Annotated in this window: 18 protein-coding genes; 9 read left to right on the top strand and 9 right to left on the bottom strand. The window is 50.7% G+C overall.

The features are described 5' to 3' along the window. Nucleotides 1–14 precede the first annotated feature (14 nt). Genes SIB68_RS07070 through rimP form a run of 3 tightly spaced genes read right to left on the bottom strand, consistent with a single transcriptional unit; the run spans nt 15 to nt 2256 of the window. Nucleotides 15–293, bottom strand: a complete 279-nt coding sequence (locus tag SIB68_RS07070; protein WP_063399518.1) for a YlxR family protein — start codon at nt 291–293, stop codon at nt 15–17. Beyond that, a complete protein-coding gene (gene nusA / locus SIB68_RS07065) occupies nt 290–1738 on the bottom strand; it encodes a transcription termination factor NusA (RefSeq protein ID WP_063399517.1) in 1449 nt (482 codons plus the stop codon). The genes SIB68_RS07070 and nusA overlap by 4 nt, the downstream gene beginning before the upstream one ends. 53 nt (nt 1739–1791) lie before the next feature. Further along, on the bottom strand, nt 1792–2256 hold the full coding sequence (rimP, locus tag SIB68_RS07060; RefSeq protein ID WP_063399542.1) for a ribosome maturation factor RimP: 465 nt from the start codon (nt 2254–2256) through the stop codon (nt 1792–1794). Nucleotides 2257–2300: 44 nt separating this feature from the next. Here rimP and SIB68_RS07055 point away from each other — a divergent pair, with 44 nt between their 5' ends. Together SIB68_RS07055 and SIB68_RS07050 are read left to right on the top strand one after the other, a co-directional pair. Then, nucleotides 2301–2657 (top strand): hypothetical protein, encoded by a 357-nt coding sequence (locus SIB68_RS07055; RefSeq protein ID WP_236068847.1) that lies wholly within the window; start codon nt 2301–2303, stop codon nt 2655–2657. Nucleotides 2658–2709: 52 nt separating this feature from the next. Continuing rightward, nucleotides 2710–3627, top strand: a complete 918-nt coding sequence (locus tag SIB68_RS07050; protein WP_413681810.1) for a mechanosensitive ion channel family protein — start codon at nt 2710–2712, stop codon at nt 3625–3627. Nucleotides 3628–3669: 42 nt separating this feature from the next. On the opposite strand, the gene SIB68_RS07045 is transcribed toward SIB68_RS07050, so the two are convergent. From SIB68_RS07045 to SIB68_RS07030, 4 genes are all read right to left on the bottom strand, one after another. Further along, complete coding sequence (locus tag SIB68_RS07045; RefSeq protein WP_063399515.1) at nt 3670–4143, bottom strand: hypothetical protein; 474 nt, start codon at nt 4141–4143, stop codon at nt 3670–3672. 102 nt (nt 4144–4245) lie between these two features. Then, entirely contained in the window at nt 4246–4563 is a 318-nt protein-coding gene (locus SIB68_RS07040; protein ID WP_155724899.1) for a hypothetical protein, read from the bottom strand. A 79-nt stretch (nt 4564–4642) separates the two neighbouring features. Next, nucleotides 4643–5518 (bottom strand): formylglycine-generating enzyme family protein, encoded by an 876-nt coding sequence (locus SIB68_RS07035; RefSeq protein ID WP_236068843.1) that lies wholly within the window; start codon nt 5516–5518, stop codon nt 4643–4645. A 94-nt stretch (nt 5519–5612) separates the two neighbouring features. After that, nucleotides 5613–7823: an arylsulfatase gene (locus SIB68_RS07030; protein WP_236068841.1), complete on the bottom strand. Its 2211-nt coding sequence runs from the start codon at nt 7821–7823 to the stop codon at nt 5613–5615. Nucleotides 7824–8441: 618 nt separating this feature from the next. Between SIB68_RS07030 and SIB68_RS07025 the strand changes: the two genes are divergently transcribed. Next, nucleotides 8442–9443, top strand: a complete 1002-nt coding sequence (locus SIB68_RS07025) for a hypothetical protein (protein ID WP_063399511.1) — start codon at nt 8442–8444, stop codon at nt 9441–9443. 196 nt (nt 9444–9639) lie between these two features. Further along, nucleotides 9640–10383, top strand: coding sequence for a hypothetical protein (locus SIB68_RS07020; protein WP_236068840.1), 744 nt, complete (start codon nt 9640–9642; stop codon nt 10381–10383). A 327-nt stretch (nt 10384–10710) separates the two neighbouring features. Here the strand turns inward: SIB68_RS07020 and SIB68_RS07015 are convergent, their stop codons facing one another. After that, entirely contained in the window at nt 10711–10941 is a 231-nt protein-coding gene (locus tag SIB68_RS07015; protein WP_063399510.1) for a hypothetical protein, read from the bottom strand. Between the two features lie 80 nt (nt 10942–11021). Between SIB68_RS07015 and SIB68_RS07010 the strand changes: the two genes are divergently transcribed. Both SIB68_RS07010 and rpiA read left to right on the top strand, forming a co-directional pair. Then, nucleotides 11022–12179 carry a trypsin-like peptidase domain-containing protein gene (locus SIB68_RS07010; protein WP_155724898.1) on the top strand — a complete coding sequence of 386 codons (1158 nt, stop codon included), beginning with the start codon at nt 11022–11024 and terminating at the stop codon, nt 12177–12179. 42 nt (nt 12180–12221) lie between these two features. Then, nucleotides 12222–12938: a ribose-5-phosphate isomerase RpiA gene (rpiA, locus tag SIB68_RS07005; RefSeq protein ID WP_063399509.1), complete on the top strand. Its 717-nt coding sequence runs from the start codon at nt 12222–12224 to the stop codon at nt 12936–12938. Nucleotides 12939–12943: 5 nt separating this feature from the next. Here rpiA and hisD read toward each other — a convergent pair whose 3' ends face one another. Beyond that, the gene (gene hisD / locus SIB68_RS07000; protein WP_063399540.1) at nt 12944–14272 is read right to left on the bottom strand and encodes a histidinol dehydrogenase; all 1329 of its coding nucleotides are present in this window, start codon (nt 14270–14272) and stop codon (nt 12944–12946) included. Nucleotides 14273–14402: 130 nt separating this feature from the next. Here hisD and rpsT point away from each other — a divergent pair, with 130 nt between their 5' ends. The 3 genes from rpsT (at nt 14403) to rpoB (ending at nt 19163) form a co-directional block, all read left to right on the top strand. Next, a complete protein-coding gene (rpsT, locus tag SIB68_RS06995; protein WP_011825111.1) occupies nt 14403–14705 on the top strand; it encodes a 30S ribosomal protein S20 in 303 nt (100 codons plus the stop codon). Nucleotides 14706–14752: 47 nt separating this feature from the next. Beyond that, the gene (locus SIB68_RS06990) at nt 14753–15586 is read left to right on the top strand and encodes a TatD family hydrolase (RefSeq protein ID WP_063399508.1); all 834 of its coding nucleotides are present in this window, start codon (nt 14753–14755) and stop codon (nt 15584–15586) included. Nucleotides 15587–15869: 283 nt separating this feature from the next. Then, the gene (rpoB, locus tag SIB68_RS06985; protein ID WP_063399539.1) at nt 15870–19163 is read left to right on the top strand and encodes a DNA-directed RNA polymerase subunit beta; all 3294 of its coding nucleotides are present in this window, start codon (nt 15870–15872) and stop codon (nt 19161–19163) included. The last annotated feature ends 33 nt before the right edge of the window (nt 19164–19196 follow it).

Genomic DNA, 19196 nt, shown 5'->3' with positions numbered 1-19196 from the left:
GTCGGGGCCATTGTTTATTTTGCCTCAGCGGCGGAATCAAAGGAGTGATTGAGCCGCTTTTGCAGCACCTCCACAACGCTGATGGGCACCTGGCAACGCAGGGCTTTCTGTAGACGTTTGCGGCGGAGTGCTTCCTCTAGGCAGGCCTCGCTTGGACAGAGATAGGCCGATCGACCCATCCCTTCATCGAGGACTACACCCTCCTGATGGTCGCGTATAACCCGCCACAACTGCTGGCGATCCAGCAGTTGACGACAGGTCACGCAGCGACGCAGGACGGGGCGTTGGTTCACCGGGCTCTGTCCTCTTCCTCTACTGATTCTTCATTTGAGAGTTGTTCGCTTGAGGCGTCAGGTTGGCTGCTCAAGTCGTCAGGTTGGCCGTCGGATGCATTTTCGTCTTCAGCCATCGTCTGAGCAGGTTCTTCTTGTTCGTACTCTTCTTCATCTTCCGGGAGGGGGTAAAGCTCTCTTAGGCGCGCATCCTCTTCTGCTCGGGTGGCTTGTTCAGCAGCCAAACGGGCTTCGGCATCGCGTTGGAGAGCCTCTTCTTCCTCTCTCTGAGAAATCAGCTCGGCGACGGTGGTGTCCTCACTGGCCTGGTCATATTCCTGGGAGTTTTTGATGTCGATTTTCCATCCGGTTAGACGAGCTGCTAGGCGTACATTTTGTCCTTCTCGTCCGATGGCCAGGCTTAGTTGATCGGGGGGGACTAGGACGTGGGCATGCTGCCCTTCTGGATCCACCAGTCGCACCATCTCAACGCGAGCAGGGCTAAGGGAATTGGCAATGTATTGACCCGGGTCAGGTGACCAGCGGATCACATCGATTTTTTCGCCGCGTAGTTCATTAACCACTTGCTGAATGCGTGAGCCGCGGGCACCGATGCAGGCGCCGACAGGATCCACTTCACGTTCAATGCTGTCAACTGCAACCTTGGTGCGTGGGCCCACGGAACGAGACGGAGGATTGGCTTCACGGGCTACGGCCACAATTCGCACTGAGCCTTCTTGGATTTCGGGCACCTCGTTCTCAAACAGGTAAACCACTAGCCCGGCGTTGGATCGGCTAACGAACAGCTGAGGCCCTCTTCGGGGCACTTCGCTGACTTCCTTCAGAAAGACTTTAAAGGTGGCGTTGGCGCGATAATTGTCGTTGGGGAGCTGGTCGCGGCGTGGGAGCTCGGCCTCCACTTCAGGGCGCCCAAGACCAGAGCTCACGGCCATGATCACCGAATGACGTTCAAAACGGATCACACGAGCTGTGAGCACGGGATCTTCTAGATCGGCAAATTCCTCTTGAATCATGCGGCGCTGCTGGTCGCGTAGCTTTTGCGCCAGTACCTGCTTGGTTGTGGCAGCAGCCATCCGGCCGAAGTCTTCCTTCTCGGGGGTAACGTCGAGCACCACGGTGTCACCGATCTGGGCGTCTTCAGCGACTTGCATCACTTCTTGAAGAGCAATCTGGTGGTCTTCGCTCTCCACCTCTTCAACGATGATTTTGCTGGCCAGGACCCGATAACCTTCATCGTCCAGCTCTAGTCCAACATCGAAGTTACTGAAATACTCTTCTTCGAAAGGGTCCTCACTGATACCTAGATAAAGAGTGCGTCGGTAGCGTTCATATCCTTTGAGGAGGGCCTCACGCAGGGCTGCTTCCACCACTTGGGTAGGGAGTTTCTTCTCCTCGCTGATGTCTTCGATCAGGTTGTTGAGGCCGGGGAGTAGAACGAGAGCCATCGACGATGGAAAGAGTGGAAAGGTGCTGAAGCTGAGCTGATCGTTAAGGTGATTTATCCCGTGGGGTTGGTAAGGCGAACGCAGGTCACAGCCTTACGTGGTATGCGTTGAATGCGTCCCTTGATGTTGATGTGCACATGTTCGTCGGATCGTTTGTGCAAGAGACCGGCTTGATGAAGGTCTGAATCGTCTTCACGGAAGCTGATCTCCACGGGGAAGCCTCTGAAAGTCAGGAAGTCCTGATCACTGTGGAGTTGATCTCCGATCCCTGGGCTGCTGATTTCCAGAACATACGCTTCAGTAAAAAGTTGGGAAGCCTCCAGGGCTTGCTCCATAGAAGCGCTGAAATGAGCACAGTCGTCGAGGGAGACATCACTGCCATCCTTGCGACGGATCTGCACCTGGATGGTCATAGGAATCAGATGGGTGAATACCTGTACACAGCAAAGTTTGTAGCCTTCTCCCGCAGCCGTCGCAGAGGCGAGGGTTTCCAGGTCCGGGAGCAGGGGATGAGGCAAAAGCAGGGGGTAAGGTTGGACTTCTGGCCCGACCGGCTTCAGAAGTGACCTGCCTCCCGAAGGAGGTACCCGCCAGGCATTCACACAATCTAGGTGATGGCCTCTTCATCCTGTGTTCAACTAATGAAGAGAAGGCCATCAAGCCATCGAGAATCTGGAGAATTCGCCCATCAGCGCCGGCCGGCCGTTTGGCAGCGATTGGCTTAGCAGAACTAACGCTTCGCAGACAATTCAAATCTGTGCGGATGCATCTTGCTTATGTCTCTGATGACACTCCTTCCCTTCAATCTTCAGGTGCCGATTGGCGGCCTTGTTTTGGCCATTGTCAGTTGGTTGTTGCTAGACACTTTTGGCAGGCGGTTCCGCTCAGGTTCGTTGCGGCGTGGATTGCTGCTCAGTAGCAGGCAAAGCATTTCTTTGAGTTGCGCACTTGTAGGAGTGATTTGTTGGCTGTTGGATTTGTTGGATCCGTCATTGATTCAATTCCCGCGTGATGGTGTTAAGGCGTTTGGAATTCTTGTGGTCATAGGTCTTTCATGGACGCTGCTGTCTTGGAAGAAGGAGCTCAAGCAAAACCAAGACAGTTATGCCACTCAGATGCTGCAGGGCTTTGGTGAAAAAGACAGGCTGTTCCTATTCGATGTTGTTCAGAAGAGCATCGGTATTGCAGCCATTCTCATTTTATGCCTGGAGGTGATGCATCTGATGGGCATTTCACCGGCTGTACTGGTTACCGCCGGTGGGGTTGGCGCCGTTGCATTGGGTTTCGGGGCCAAGGGGATTGTTTCGAATTCCTTAAGCGGCCTTAGCCTTTACGTTAACCGTCCCTTTGTTGTAAGTGATTTCATCGATATTCCCTCCGAAAATCTTTCTGGAAATGTAGAACATATCGGTTGGTTTTATACCAAATTGCGCTCCTCTGATCGCCAACCAGTGTACATACCAAACAACATCTTTACGAGTAAGCCGGTTGTTAATATTGCTGATATAGACAACCGCAGGATTTGGATTGAATTTGGTGTTAATTATGGCGATCGTAGAAAGATTGAGTCGATTGTAAGTGATCTTCAGCAGGTTTTAGTTAATCATTCAGATGTAGACCAGAGCAAGAAAATCGCCGTGAATTTCACCGGCTACGGCGATTCGAGTCTGAATCTACGCTTGGTCTGTTATTCCTCTAGTGGAAATCTAAGCGATGCTTGGGCCTTGCAGCAGAAGTTGCTTCTCAAGATTGGTGATGTGGTTGAAGTGCATGGTGCAGGCATGCCATTCCCCACCCGCACTTTGATTCATTCAGGTTCGAATCAAAAACCGCAAACGATTAGCCCTCTGATAGGAATCAATCAAGAATCCGGAGAAGGTGCAACTTGACCCACCCCGATTTTCTTGTCAATTTCTAATGGTTCAACTGGATTACCGGCAGCCTTGAACAGAAATTCGGTAGCTGAATCCTGTGGCGCCTGGATCCTTTGCTGTTCCTACCTTGAAATTCACTTGGCTCACCGCTTTGCCAGGAATTGCTTGGATAGGGCCAAACATTTTCCCGGTACCCATTGGTGGCCGAATGGATTCGTTGACGACTTGTAGGTTGCTGCCATCGTTGAACTTGAGGAAGGCCTGAATTGGGTAGCTGGCAGAATCGGTTGAATCTGCAGTGAAGAATAGTTTGTAATTGCGATAGGGCTGATTAACAGCAAAGTCTGTATTCCAGTTTGTGCGGCCAAAGGCACTTCCCATCAACCCCTTTGGACGCTCTACTCTCTTTTTGACGATCTTGTTGCCATCTCCGCCAATAGGCATTAGGAATTCACATTTTGCGATGGCTGACTGAGGGGTAAGTATTGAGGCCATCACCAGGCCTACGGCCACAAAGCGTGATTGATTCATAGGAAAGGACTATTCACACCCATCATGATGGCGGGATTGGAATGTTGTAGCGCAATTGTAATTCTAGTTAGCCCTAAGCACGTAGCTAAACACCAGTAGGTATCAGTGAAGGCTAGGGATTGCTGCAAGTGGCTCATGATTTGAGTCAATGGGTTGTTTAGTCAAGTCCATTAGCTTGCTTGCAATACTGAGCATATCAATCAGTGCATAACCTGTTTTGATCGCTGGCGATTCCATAGAGGTCTCTGCGGAAACCGGTTGGGCTGTTAAGGCAGTTAATGCGAATAAAGAGCCAACAAACGCAATGCCTGGTGTCTTCATTAAAATGCCGATTAGCACATCACCCAATTTTACTTTGTATGCACAAATAAGAGTGAGCCTATGGAATATTGTTATGAAAACTGACTGACTTGGATTCATCTTTTCTTGCGAACTGCGTACGATTGCAGTTGAAATTTGTCCTAGTGATGGGGTGGATGCCCTTGAAGTTAGTCAGCAATCAAGGCCCTCCTTTTGCACAGCGAAAGCCCATATGACACGTTGCAGTGTCTACTGTCTGACCTTGTAGTGCAGAGGGTCGATAGCGTACGCAGTAATTATCTGCGCAGAGAAACGATCCGCCTTTGATAATTCTCCGTTCCTGTTGATCTGTCGCCACGGGATAAACAGAGTTGGTCCATTCCCACACATTGCCGCAAACATCCAAGAGTCCATAGCCGTTAGCAGGAAAGCTGCCAACGGGCGAGGTCCAGAACCAGCCGTCTAGCTCCTCGTTGTGCCAAGGGAAAGGACCTTGCCAGATGTTCGCCATCCAGCGGTTATTGGGAGTGAGTTCATTCCCCCAGGCGTATTGGGCATCGACCAGACCTCCGCGGGCGGCGACTTCCCACTCTTCAGCGGAGGGGAGACGTTTGCCTGCCCAATGGGCATAGGCGATGGCGTCGGCGTAGGCGACATGCACGACAGGGTGATCATCAAGGCCATCGATAGTGCTTTCGGGTCCTTGGGGATGACGCCAGTCAGCCCCAGCCATGAGGGTCCACCAGCTCAAGGGTTTGCTGCGATCCACCGTTGCTGGAGGCATTTGAAAGACAACTGATTCAGGGATGCGTTCCTCGGGCGCTAGATCGGGATAGAGCGTTGGATCAGGTGGTAGCTCCGAGACTGTGAGATGCTGCGTGGCGCTAACGAAAGCTCGGAACTGGGCATTGGTAACTGGCCCTACGTCGATCTGGAATGAGTCAAGCTGCACTTCTCGCGCGGGTGTTTCCTCCGGATAGCAGCGAACTGAACCATCCGGATAGCAGCGGTCACAGCCAACTCGATAGAGCCCTGCGGGGATGGTTACCATCTCTACTGGCAAAGATGTGGTCACAATTAAAGTCTGCAGGTGGAAATGTCTCCATCTTTATTGTTGCCTGAAAGCCAAGATGGCTAAGCATGAGCACATTCAGAGTGTCCAGCCAATGTCACTGTGGATAGATCTCTAATGTCACCTTGTTGATGGTCCCATTGAAGGCACTGAAGCGCTGATCCCCAATCACTCGTTGAGCCACAGGTGATCCACGATCCATGCCAACATCAGCACCTTCATCAATCGAAAAACGTGTGCCAACGGTTGCATCAACCCTGCCAGTTGATGTCACTTTGCCATCAACTAGCAGGCGTACATCTGCACCCTTACCAGCTCCTCCCCCGTCGTAATCCATCTCAAAGCGAATTTTTCTGTTGCCAGACGATATTTTCTTGTTGCTGCGGAAGGTATGAAGATTGCCGAGGTAGTTATAGGCATAGGCTGGATAACCATCTTCTATATAAAGTGACCATCCGCCAAAGCGGCTTCCTTGCGCCATGATCACGCCGTTGGCATCTTGGCTTGAGTCAATGTCGACTTTGGCTGTAATGCTGTTGGAAACATTCTTGATATTGAGGATGGCATCCTCAACAAGATCCCAGGAGCCTGGGTAGAGATCAAGTTGTGTCCTCGACGAGCCCATTATCGTTGGCCGGCCTGCAACAGAAGGCACTAAACGTTGCAACAGACGATCATCTAAGGGAAGCACTTGATTGGCGATTGCTTCTTTCAAGAAGAGTCGTTTCATTGCCTCGAGCCGTTCTGGATACTGAGTTGCCAGGTTGTTAGCTAGGCTGAAATCATTGCGCGTGTCGTATAACTCCCATCCATCATCTTTGGCGACGCTATGCATCTTCTTGGGTGCTTCCCATGGCAGGCCAACGGTGGCTCTTGCCATCCAGCCATCTTGATAGATTCCACGATTACCAACAACTTCAAAATATTGAACCTTGTGACGCTCAGGTGCATCAGCGTTATCGAAAGAATAAATAAGGCTGGTTCCTTGCATCGGGATTTGTGCAATCCCATTGATCTGTTCAGGCATGGGTAAGCCAGCCGCTTCAAGGATCGTTGGCGCAACATCAATCACATGGGAGAATTGATCACGTATCTCTCCTTTTGATTTGATGGCCTCAGGCCAATGAATCACAGTGCCATTGCGTGTACCGCCAAAATCCCCGGCAATTTGTTTGGTAAATGCAAATGGAGTATCAAAGGCAATCGCCCAGCCGACTGCCATATGTGGATAGGTATTTTGATCACCCCAATTGTCATAATGCTCTAACTGAGCCTCAAGTGTTTCAGGGATGCCGTTAAACATGTGCCCCCAGTTCCAGTTGCCGGTTTGGTTCCCTTCTGAGCTTGTTCCGTTATCACCACTGATATAAATAACCAGCGTGTTGTCAAGTTCACCAAGATCATCAATGGCCTGGATCAGTCTCCCAGCTTGATAGTCTGTGTATTCTGTAAAAGCTGCGAACACCTCTGCTTGTCGTGAAAACATGCGTTTTTGTACATCACTAAGATCATCCCAGTTCGGCACACTTGCTGGTTTTTTTGCCAGTTGTGTGTTTGGGGGTACAACACCTTTTGCGATCTGATTTGCGAGCGTCTCTTCTCTAATAACATCCCAGCCTTTATCAAACTTTCCCTTGTACTTTTTAATCCATTCAGGTCTTACATGGTGTGGTGCATGTGAGCCAGCAGATGCATAATAGATAAAGAAAGGCTTGTCTGGGCGCAGACCCTGTTGTTGGCGCATCCAGGCAATAGCCTGATCTGTCATGTCTTCAAGGAAGTGGTAATTCTCACGATCTGGGTAATCAATGATTGTGACCCCATCGTGAAGTGATGGCTCATACATATTTTCTTCTGCGCCGATGAAGCCATAAAATTTTTCAAATCCTTGCCTTGTTGGCCAGCGGGTTTGTGGGCCCGCAGCAGTGGTCTCACGACCAGGGGTTTCATGCCATTTACCAAAAGCACCTGTGTTGTAGCCATTGAGCCGTAGGATCTCGGCTACAGGTTCGGCATAGTTAGGCACAAATGTGGTATTGCCCGCATATCCAGTCGCAATTTCAGGGATTGAACCCATGTTCATCACATGGTGATTACGGCCTGCTTTAAGAGCAGCTCGTGTAGGTGCACATAGGGCTGAAGTATGAAATCGGTTATAACTCAGGCCATTGTTTGCTAGTTCCTGCAGGGCCGGCATTTGCACCACTCCGCCAAAGGGCGAAGGAGCACCAAAGCCAACATCATCCAACAAGATGACAACAATATTGGGTGCTCCTTTGGGTGCCTCGACGACATGTTGTCGTGGCATTTTGACTTGACTCGGTAAGCGCTCGTCAACCTTCTGAGGATATGGATCTGCGATCGGAAGTCGCCGACGATTAATCTCTTCTGCGTTGGCGGCGGATGTTGCTGTGAAACTTATGATACATGCAAGCCAAAGAAGCATTCTGAATTTCATGTTTGCTTGGAAGTTAGAGATTTTTTATTGGTGATCACCATTTAATAGCGATGTACCTATATTTTTTTGCAAATCCAAGCCGACTTGTCGCTAAATTTCAAGAAAATGCAGGGATTTGATCGAAAGAAGTCGCTTTCAAATTGTTGAAGAGACAAGGGAATGCAACTTGTTTAATGATCTGATCCACAGCCGATGAGAATGAGCTATGGCAAATGCAGCGCCTGAGGAAGCATGAAAATAATATCATAGACTCTTAATGTATTGGCACGCTGATCGTTTTGCATCTTATCTGCTATCAAAAAAGAAGCATAGGAGCCATTTGTTCTGCGCTATTTATTAACGGGAGCATTCTGGGGAGGTGGTCAGTGATGGGTTCTGGATTGCTGGTTTGATTCATCGCTTTTTCTTAACGCTTAATAGGAATTTTCTTTTTAAAGAGGGGATAATATTCTCAAAATATTTTTATCAATGGTCAGAATTGCTCCAGGAGTCTTACCACTAAGACGATGTGTGCTTACTGCAGGAGCTGCAATCAGTGCCATGGTCATGCAACCCTCTTTTGCTGAGCATCATGACATTGCTCCTGAGCAGCCATTTGATTTCTCGGCGTTAACCATTCAAGAGGAGATCGCGCAGGTAGATTCTGTGAGCCCTGAATCGAGCTCACAAGCGAACCTAGAGGCTGGAGCAGATCAAGGCAATACGGAAGATTTGGCCAAGCAAGCCCAGAATCCGATTGCGAGCATGATCAGCTTCCCGATTCAGTGGAATGCTACGCCTGGAACTCAATGGGCGCCTTCATTAATTGACCCGTCGGCACGTGATAATCGCACGCAAAATGTTGTCAATGTGCAACCTGTTGTCCCATTCAAGGTCAGCAATGACCTCACCTTGGTCACACGAACGATTGTGCCAATTGTCAATCAGCCATGGGATGACGGAGTCGATTTTACAGCCATAGGAGATATCAACCCGAGTGTTTTCTTTGTACCAACTCTTAAGGGGAATCTTACGGTTGGCCTTGGGCCAACTTTGATCATGCCATCAGCAACCGATCTTCGTATTAGTTCTCAGCGTTGGAGTGCTGGGCCTTCAGCAGTTGTCGTCTATACCAAGGGCCAATGGGTTCTAGGAGGTCTTGCTAATAATGTCTGGTCCTTTTCAGGACGTGGAGGCAAAGATGTGAACAAGCTTTTGATCCAGCCATTTCTTAACTACAACATGCCGAAGGGTTGGTACATCACGAGTTCACCAGTGATCACCAACGATTGGAATGCTGATGACGGTAAGGGTTGGATGGTCCCTATTGGAGCTGGGATAGGTAGGGTCTTTAAAATTGGTGATCAACCTGTTAATGCTTCGCTAAGTGCCTATTGGAATGCTGTAAGGCCGGAAATCTTTGGTGAAAAACTTCAAGGTGACTTTACGATCCGCACTCAGATTCAGTTCCTATTCCCAACGGGTAGCTGAAAAGCATTCTTTTGATTACTCTCCCTAGTAATATAAAAACATGACACCTTCACGACGCTTAACAGCACTGATTGCAATTTCTATTTTTTCAATGTTGTTTTCTGAGGCCTTGGCAGAGGAATCTTTGTATGAGCGCAACCCTGAGTAGGGACAGGTCTTAGTTTCGATAGAACCAGATCAGCTTGAAGATGATGAGGTGGTTGAAGAAAATGAGGATGTATTGGAAGAGGACGATTGGAGAGTTTATTTGGACCTTTATGGATTCCTGCCATTATCGACAACTGGAGACATCACCATCAATGGCAATACTGCACCTATAGACTCGAGTTTCGCCGATATTTTGGCTACGGTTACAGGACTTTTTACAGGAAGGGCTTCTGTGGAGTATGGGCGACTGGGCTTCATGGCTGGGATAATTTATGGCACTTCGTCTGAGGATCAGAGTGGTACAAATAGTTTTGATGGTGAAGAGCTTAATCCTCCAATTGATGGCCTGAAGCTTAATAGTAAATCGACTACAAATTTCAATCAGTCAGTAATTGACCTTGCTTTGCGCTATCGCCTTGGTGCCATTGAACAGCCAGCCATGAAAACAGGCGACTCAACTTTTATAGGCTTTGTTGGCGCACGAGTCATTGATGCAGGCATGGATATGGATATGTCTTTATCGGCGGATGTCAAAGTTAATGGCAGGACGTTAACAAAGAATGAAATACCAGAGCTTGAGAAGAGTGCAAGTGGATCTATTAATCGAACCTGGGTTCAGCCTTTGCTTGGCATGCAGGCGACCTATGCCATGAGCCCAGAATGGCAGGCTTTTATGAGGTTGGATGCGGGAGGATTCGGTCTTTCTGGCAAGCAGGACCTCTCTGGAACTGCTCAGGCAGGACTTGCTTATACAGTTGGTAACTCAGCGCAGCTAACGCTTTCTTGGAAGTAGTTTGGTCTTGAGTACGCTGGTTATGATTCTGATAATAGATATAGTAATTATCAGAATGGTGTCAACCATGGCTTGAGATGGTTTTTCCCTTAATGGTCTTTAGTCGGTCCTGTTCGGCCTTAGAGATCTTGTCTGTATCAGTGGTTGTTTCGATATCTCTTGATGTAGAGAGATTGATATTAGTAGGCAGCTAATACGAGTTTTGCTCCTTTATGCATCACGGTTGCTGTGTGTTATCCCTTCTTAAGTTTTGCGAGGCCTTCTGGTTCTTACTTTTTTAACCAAAGCCAACTTACCCTAATTAGCGGGAGTGATTCGTATGATCTTCTATTGCTTAAATTGTGGATAGTGCGGAAGAATTTGATGCCACTTTTCTTCTGCCATCGCAGAACAAATGCTTTTATCTTTAGGTGCTTTTGTGCTTCCGATTTCCTGTAGTTTTATCGATATAGCATTGAATTGCTGGAGTTTGCTTGCTGATAATTTCTTGTTGGAGCCGGTCTGATCGTTTTTTGGCCTCAAATCACTCAAATCATTAGCAACCTCATAGGCACGCAAAGTATTGATTTCAGCATTCTTCTGGCAGATCGTTGGCGCAGCTTTGTCGTGCTCCTCTGTTTCGGCTTAGCCTCGCGGTCATGATCTCTTTCAGACTGTTGCTGCAACAGGGTTGCATTGTTTTGAAGCGCTTTTGGGGATTGTTTTTGATGTCCGTGCTGTTCCCTCTTGCTGCCGGGGTTCAGCCTGTTTGGGCTTTGTCTGGTTTAGATGGGACGACTAGCCATAACTTCGTTGCTGAGGCGGTAAGTCAGGTGGCGCCCGCAGTGGTTCGCATTGATACGGAACGCACTGTGCAACGTCAGCCTTTTGATCCCACGCTGATTGATCCCTTGCTCAGAGATCTCTTGGGCGAGCCAGGAATTGGGCCAGAGCGTGAGCGGGGTCAAGGTTCGGGTGTCGTGATCGATAACCAGGGATTGGTGCTGACCAATGCCCACGTGGTTGAACGGGTGGATGCGGTCAGCGTCACCCTTGCCGATGGAGATCAACACGATGGTTCGGTTGTCGGGACTGATCCTGTTACTGATCTGGCTCTTGTGCGACTGGATGGGGGCACACGTCCTGAGGCCGCCCCTCTTGGAGATTCTGATGCGCTTGAGGTAGGCGATTGGGCGATCGCTCTTGGTACCCCCTATGGCCTTGAACGCACCGTCACCCTTGGCATTGTTAGCAGCCTGCATCGCAATATCAGCAGCCTTGGCTTCTCTGATAAACGTCTGGATTTGATTCAGACCGATGCCGCGATTAACCCTGGCAATTCCGGTGGTCCACTCGTGAATGGTCGTGGTGAGGTGATCGGTATCAACACACTGGTTCGTTCTGGTCCAGGCGCTGGTTTGGGATTTGCTATCCCTATCAATTTGGCTCGACATGTTTCTGAGCAGCTTTTGACCAGTGGGGAGGTGGTGCATCCTTATTTGGGTGTCCAATTGGTGCCGCTGACAGCTCGTATTGCTAGGGAGCACAATCGTGATCCGAATTCGCTGGTGGAATTACCCGAACGCTTTGGGGCGCTTGTGCAGAGTGTTTTGCCGGATAGCCCGGCGGAACGAGCGGGTTTGCGGCGTGGTGATCTTGTGATTGCGGCAGCTGAAACATCAGTCTCTGATCCACAAACGCTGCTTAAACAGGTTGATCAGGCTGAGATCGGTGTCCCCTTCTCATTAAGGATCATGCGCAATGGTCAAGAGATGAGCCTTTCGGTTAATCCAGCCGCATTACCTGGCCTTAGTTGAAACCCTTGCCCTTGCTACCGTCGCGCCGACGATTCAGAAACGATGGCGGACCTTCAAACTCAGATGAAGCAAGCGGTGGCGGCAGCCGCTGTGGAGCAGATCAAAGATGGCATGGTTCTTGGTTTGGGTTCAGGCTCGACGGCAGCTCTGATGATCCAGGCTCTTGGTGCCAAGCTGGCTATTGGTGAGCTTCGGGACATTGTTGGCGTTACCACCTCTTTCCAAGGCGAAGTGATGGCTGCGGAGTTGGGGATTCCCTTGCGCAACCTCACGGCCGTGGATCGCATCGACTTGGCGATCGATGGAGCTGATGAAGTTGATCCCTCTTTTCAGTTAATTAAAGGTGGCGGGGCCTGCCATGTGCAGGAGAAGCTTGTCGCCAGTAGAGCGGATCGCTTTGTGGTTGTTGTTGATTCCACAAAGATTGTGGATCGGCTCAACCTTGGTTTTTTACTTCCGGTTGAGGTCTTGCCTGGTGCTTGGCGACAGGTGCAGGGTCGCTTGGCTGAGTTGGGCGGTATTGCTGATTTGCGTATGGCTCAGTGCAAGGCTGGTCCTGTGGTCACCGATCAGGGCAATCTCGTTTTGGATGTGAGCATGGCTAGAGGTATTGGTGATCCTGAGGATTTGGAGTGTCGAATTAACAATCTTCCGGGTGTCTTGGAGAACGGTTTGTTCGTCAATCTCACCGATGAAGTTTTGGTTGGCGAGATTAGTGATGGTGTTGCGGGAGTGCGTCGTCTACAGCGCCGTGAGTAGAGGGGTTATTCGAAGCGGATACGCACGGATTCAGCATGGCTGTGCAAGCCTTCGCTGCTGGCCAATTCCCTTACGGCGTTAGCAGTGGCCTCAAGGGCTGATCGATTGAATTCGATCAGAGAGGTGTGCCGCAGAAATGTTTCCACGCTCAGGGCGCCGCTGAAGCGGGCCGTTCCGCATGTCGGGAGTGTGTGGTTTGGTCCAGCTAGATAGTCGCCTACCGCTTCAGGGGTCCAGGGGCCGATGAAGATGGCGCCGGCATTTTTGATGCGGTCGGCAATGGTGTGCGGGTGCTCGACCAATAACTCCAAGTGCTCAGGTGCGAAGTGATCGCTGAGTTGCATGCATCTTTCCAGGCTTTCACATATCACTACCAGCCCCCAGTTGCTTAAAGAGGCTCGGCAAATCTGCTCGCGAGGGTGCCCCTTAAGCTGAGCCTCTAAATGGGATGGGAGCTGTTCGGCGAGGCTTTCTTCGGTGGTGAGTAGTACTGCAGCAGCAAGTGGATCGTGTTCTGATTGGGCCAGTAGGTCGGCGGCCACCTGCTCAACACGAGCACTCTGGTCGGCGATTACTAAAACCTCACTTGGGCCGGCGAGCGAATCAATGCCCACTTGCCCGTAGACGGCCTTTTTCGCAAGGGTGACGTAGAGATTGCCGGGTCCGCTGATCACATCGACCTTTGGCACAGTTTCAGTGCCAAAGGCCAGTGCTGCGATGGCCTGGGCACCACCGAGACGCAAGACCTCACGAATTCCTGCTAGGTGTGCGGCGGCTAGAACGGTTCTGTTGATCTGACCATCCCTTCCAGCGGGTGAAGTCATCACCAGCTGCTCCACGCCGGCTACTTGGGCTGGGACTGCATTCATCAGCACTGTGCTCGGATAGGCAGCTCGGCCTCCTGGGATGTAGATCCCGGCTTTTTGTACAGGGCGCCAGCGGCGGCCCAATTGTTCGCCGTGGATGCCTTGCACCATCAGGTCATTTGGTCGCTGATGCTGATGGAAATCCTGGATACGGCGATAGGCCAGCTCCAGAGCAGATTGAAGTTTTTTGGGAGTTTTTCGCCAGGCGTCTTCCAACTCTTCTGGAGCTACGGTCAATGGCTCTGGACGAAAACCGTCAAAGCGCTCGGTCAAGGTCATCAGGGCTTGGTCCCCTTGGCTGCGAACGGTGTCGAGGATGTCCTCCACCGTCGCCATGGCTTGCTTTTGAGAATTGCCGGTAGAGCGGTTGGCCAGCCGCTCTAGTTCACGCTTGGCTTGTTGCCGATCCCGAATACAATGAATGAGGCTTGAGGGAGTCTCTGACTCGGCCTGGCCGCTTTGTGTCAAAGTCTGCAACCTCAATATCTGAAATCAAGTTAGGGCTTGCTCTTCTGGCTTGTCTTAAAGCGCTTGTAATGGCATCTAAAAAATTGGTGCTGGGTTACTGTGATGGATTGTTGAATCAGCCCAAGCATCTGTGGCCAATAACAAGTCTTCCAAGAAGCGTGTTCAGATTGCCGAGCGCAACCGTCTTGAGAACAAGTCGTATAAATCGGCCATGCGCACATTAATGAAGCGTTGCTTCAGCGCTTGTAGTAATTATTCTCAGCAGCCTGGCGAGACAGCTAAAGCGAATGTAAAGGCCAGCATTGATTCGGCTTTCAGCAAAATTGATAAGGCGGTGAAACGTGGAGTTCTGCATCGCAACACCGCTGCCCATCAGAAGTCTCGTCTTAGTGCAGCGGTGAAGCAGGCGATTGAACCGGCTCCAAGCACTTAGGACTGATTTGGCATGGTCCATTGTGAAAGGGCTTGTTCTTTCCCTTGATGAGGAAAGGCCTGCACAATGGGGCCAAAGATGCGTTTTCGGTTCTGGTGTCGTCTCCGATTCTTATCGATAGTCATTGTCACATCGTCTTTCGCAATTTCGATGATGATCTCGATGAGGTAGCTGCACGTTGGCGACAGGCCGGGGTAGCGAGTCTGCTGCATGCGTGCGTGGAACCCGCAGAGATTCCTGCGATTCGTGCTTTGGCGGATCGTTTCCCTGAACTGCGCTATTCAGTGGGGGTTCATCCCCTCGACACGCAGCACTGGAATCCTCAGACGCAGTCGCTTTTGCGAGATGCAGCTCTTGAAGATCCAAGGGTGGTGGCTATTGGTGAACTGGGGCTTGATCTTTACCGGGATTCAAACCTTGAACAGCAGTTGGCTGTGCTGAGACCGCAGTTGGACTTGGCCACGGAGTTAGATCTACCCGTGATCATTCATTGTCGTGATGCATTTGATCCCATGACGTTGGAGTTGCGTCAGCGGCAGAAGGAGGGCCGTTGCCCTAGGGGGGTGATGCATTGCTGGGGCGGCACAACAGAGGATATGGAGGTCTGCTTGGATCTTGGTCTTTACATCAGTTTCAGTGGCACAGTTACCTTCCCGAAGGCTGAGGCCATTCACGCCTGCGCGCGCGAAGTTCCGCAGAATCGTTTTCTAGTCGAGACGGATTGCCCGTTTCTGGCCCCAGTGCCTCGTAGGGGTAAGCGCAATGAGCCTGCCTACGTCGAGGCGGTGGCTTCTCGGGTGGCTGAGCTTCGAGGGGAGTCTTTGGCCTTCGTTGCAAGCAGTAGCACGGCTAATGCAAGACGATTGTTCTGTTTGCCCTGATCTCAAGACATTGGGCAGGTGTTTGGCGGCCTACAAGTGTAAAATTGTTGACTGGTCTGGCCATGATGCAGTTTTTCTGCGTCCCTGCCGCCCGAAGCGCCCATTGTCTTCTGGTGCATTGTTGACGTCAGTCTTTTTGACTCGAGATCTCTGAGCCCATGAGTACGGCAGCAGCTCCTTGGTACAGGGAGCTGCTGCCGCTGCCTTTTGTGCTGCCGACTCGGATCTAGGCCCGTCGATTGTTCAGGTCTTCCAATTTCACTTCTCAACTGCAGGTCTCCGCATGAGCAGCAGCGCGATTCAGGTCGCCAAGACCGCCACCTACCTGCCTGATCTCGTTGAAGTTCAGCGGGCGAGCTTCAAGTGGTTTCTTGATGAGGGCTTGATCGAGGAGTTGGATAGCTTTTCTCCGATCACTGACTACACAGGCAAGCTTGAACTCCATTTTGTTGGCAATGAATACCGATTGAAGCGACCTCGCCACGATGTTGAAGAGGCCAAGCGCCGTGATGCGACTTTTGCCTCACAGATGTATGTGACCTGTCGCTTAGTGAATAAGGAAACAGGTGAGATTAAGGAGCAGGAGGTGTTTATTGGCGAGCTTCCGCTGATGACTGAGCGCGGTACATTCATAATCAATGGTGCAGAGAGGGTTATTGTTAATCAGATTGTGCGCAGTCCAGGGGTATATTTTAAGGATGAACAGGATAAGAATGGACGAAGAACATACAATGCCAGTGTTATCCCTAATCGTGGTGCCTGGCTAAAATTCGAAACAGATAAAAACGACCTCCTGCATGTGCGTGTTGATAAAACACGCAAAATTAACGCCCATGTTTTAATGCGGGCCATGGGGCTTTCAGATAACGATGTAATCGATAAGCTTCGTCACCCCGAGTATTACAAGAAGTCTATTGAGTCTGCAAATGAGGAAGGAATTAGTTCAGAGGATCAGGCTTTGCTTGAGCTTTATAAAAAGCTTCGTCCTGGTGAGCCTCCTTCAGTAAGCGGTGGACAACAGCTTCTGCAGACCAGATTTTTTGATCCCAAGCGTTACGACCTTGGCCGAGTTGGCCGTTACAAGATTAATAAAAAGCTGCGTCTAACAATCCCGGATACGGTGCGTACCCTCACCCATGAGGATGTGCTCTCAACCCTTGATTATCTGATCAATTTAGAACTCGATGTGGGTGGTGCCAGCCTTGATGACATTGATCACCTGGGTAATCGTCGAGTGCGTTCAGTGGGTGAACTTTTGCAGAACCAGGTCCGGGTTGGTCTCAATCGCCTGGAGAGGATCATCAAAGAACGGATGACGGTGGGTGAGACCGATTCGCTCACGCCGGCTCAGTTGGTGAACCCCAAGCCTCTCGTTGCAGCTGTTAAGGAGTTCTTCGGTTCCAGTCAGCTGAGTCAGTTCATGGATCAGACGAATCCATTGGCTGAGCTCACCCACAAACGTCGTATCTCAGCTCTGGGGCCAGGTGGCCTCACTAGGGAGCGTGCTGGCTTCGCGGTGCGTGATATTCACCCCTCCCATTATGGCCGTCTCTGCCCAATTGAGACACCGGAAGGCCCGAATGCAGGTTTGATCAATTCACTGGCTACCCACGCTCGGGTCAATCAGTATGGCTTCATTGAGACTCCCTTCTGGAAGGTTGAGAACGGTCGCCTGATCAAGGAGGGAGACCCCATCTATTTATCAGCCGATCTTGAGGATGAGTGTCGTGTGGCTCCTGGTGATGTGGCCACTGATGCCGATGGACAGATTCTCGCTGAATTAATTCCGGTGCGTTATCGCCAGGACTTCGAAAAAGTTCCACCTGAGCAGGTGGATTATGTGCAGCTCTCGCCGGTGCAGGTGATCTCTGTCGCCACCTCCTTGATTCCTTTCCTCGAGCACGATGACGCCAATAGGGCTCTGATGGGATCAAATATGCAACGGCAGGCAGTACCACTGTTACGGCCTGAGCGGCCTTTGGTGGGGACTGGCCTCGAAACTCAGGTGGCTCGTGATTCCGGGATGGTGCCCATCTCCCGTGTCAATGGCATGGTCACATTCGTGGATGCCACTGCGATCATCGTCCGGGATGAGGATGGGGCTGATCACACCCACTACCTGCAGAAATATCAGCGTTCAAATCAGGACACCTGTCTCAATCAGCGTCCGATTGTCTGCCAGGGTGATCCGGTGATCGTGGGTCAGGTTCTCGCGGATGGTTCGGCTTGTGAAGGCGGTGAAATTGCTCTAGGTCAGAACGTTTTGGTCGCTTATATGCCTTGGGAGGGTTACAACTACGAGGACGCTATTCTTGTCAGCGAACGCCTAGTTAAGGACGACCTCTACACCTCGGTGCATATCGAGAAGTATGAGATCGAGGCACGACAGACAAAGCTTGGACCCGAGGAGATCACCAGGGAGATACCCAATGTTGCCGAGGAAAGCCTTGGCAATCTTGATGAAATGGGCATCATTCGCATCGGTGCTTTTGTCGAGAGCGGCGACATTCTTGTTGGCAAAGTGACGCCTAAAGGTGAGTCAGATCAGCCTCCCGAAGAGAAGCTTTTGCGCGCCATTTTTGGTGAAAAAGCGCGCGATGTGCGTGATAACTCTCTACGCGTTCCCAGCACTGAACGAGGACGAGTTGTCGACGTTCGTATTTACACTCGTGAACAGGGTGATGAGCTTCCCCCTGGTGCGAATATGGTCGCTCGAGTGTATGTGGCTCAACGTCGCAAGATCCAGGTTGGCGACAAGATGGCCGGTCGCCACGGCAATAAAGGCATCATCAGTCGCATTCTTCCCCGCGAAGATATGCCTTTCCTGCCCGATGGCACTCCAGTTGACATTGTTTTGAATCCTTTGGGCGTGCCCAGCCGGATGAATGTGGGTCAGGTGTTTGAGTGCTTAATGGGATGGGCAGCAGCCAATCTCGATTGTCGGGTCAAGGTGGTGCCTTTTGATGAAATGTATGGAGCTGAAAAGTCCCAGCAGACAGTGGAGGCTTACCTCAAGGAAGCTGCCAAACAGCCAGGTAAGGAATGGGTCTACAACCCTGAAAATCCTGGCAAGCTTCAATTGATTGATGGACGCTCGGGTGAACCTTTCGACCAGCCGGTGACCGTTGGTTATGCACAGATTCTGAAGCTTGTTCATTTGGTTGATGACAAGATCCATGCTCGCTCAACAGGTCCCTATTCACTGGTAACCCAGCAACCTCTTGGCGGTAAGGCTCAACAAGGTGGCCAACGTTTAGGTGAGATGGAGGTGTGGGCACTGGAGGCCTATGGCGCCGCTTACACCCTGCAGGAGCTGCTTACTGTTAAATCAGACGATATGCAGGGTCGTAATGAAGCCCTCAATGCAATCGTCAAGGGCAAGCCTATCCCCAGGCCTGGGACACCCGAGTCTTTCAAGGTATTGATGCGTGAGCTTCAGTCTCTCGGGCTCGATATCGCTGTTTATACCGATGAAGGCAAAGAAGTGGATCTGATGCAGGATGTGAATCCTCGCCGTAGTACTCCTAGTCGGCCCACTTACGAATCCCTAGGAGTAGCGGATTACGACGAAGATTAACGGCCTTACCTAACTGCTTTTCGTTTCCCAAAC

Source organism: Prochlorococcus sp. MIT 1323, from assembly GCF_047304905.1.
Lineage (GTDB): Bacteria > Cyanobacteriota > Cyanobacteriia > PCC-6307 > Cyanobiaceae > Prochlorococcus > Prochlorococcus marinus_D.
The sequence above is the reverse complement of the archived record's forward strand: the minus strand, read 5'-3'. Positions and strand labels throughout refer to the sequence as shown.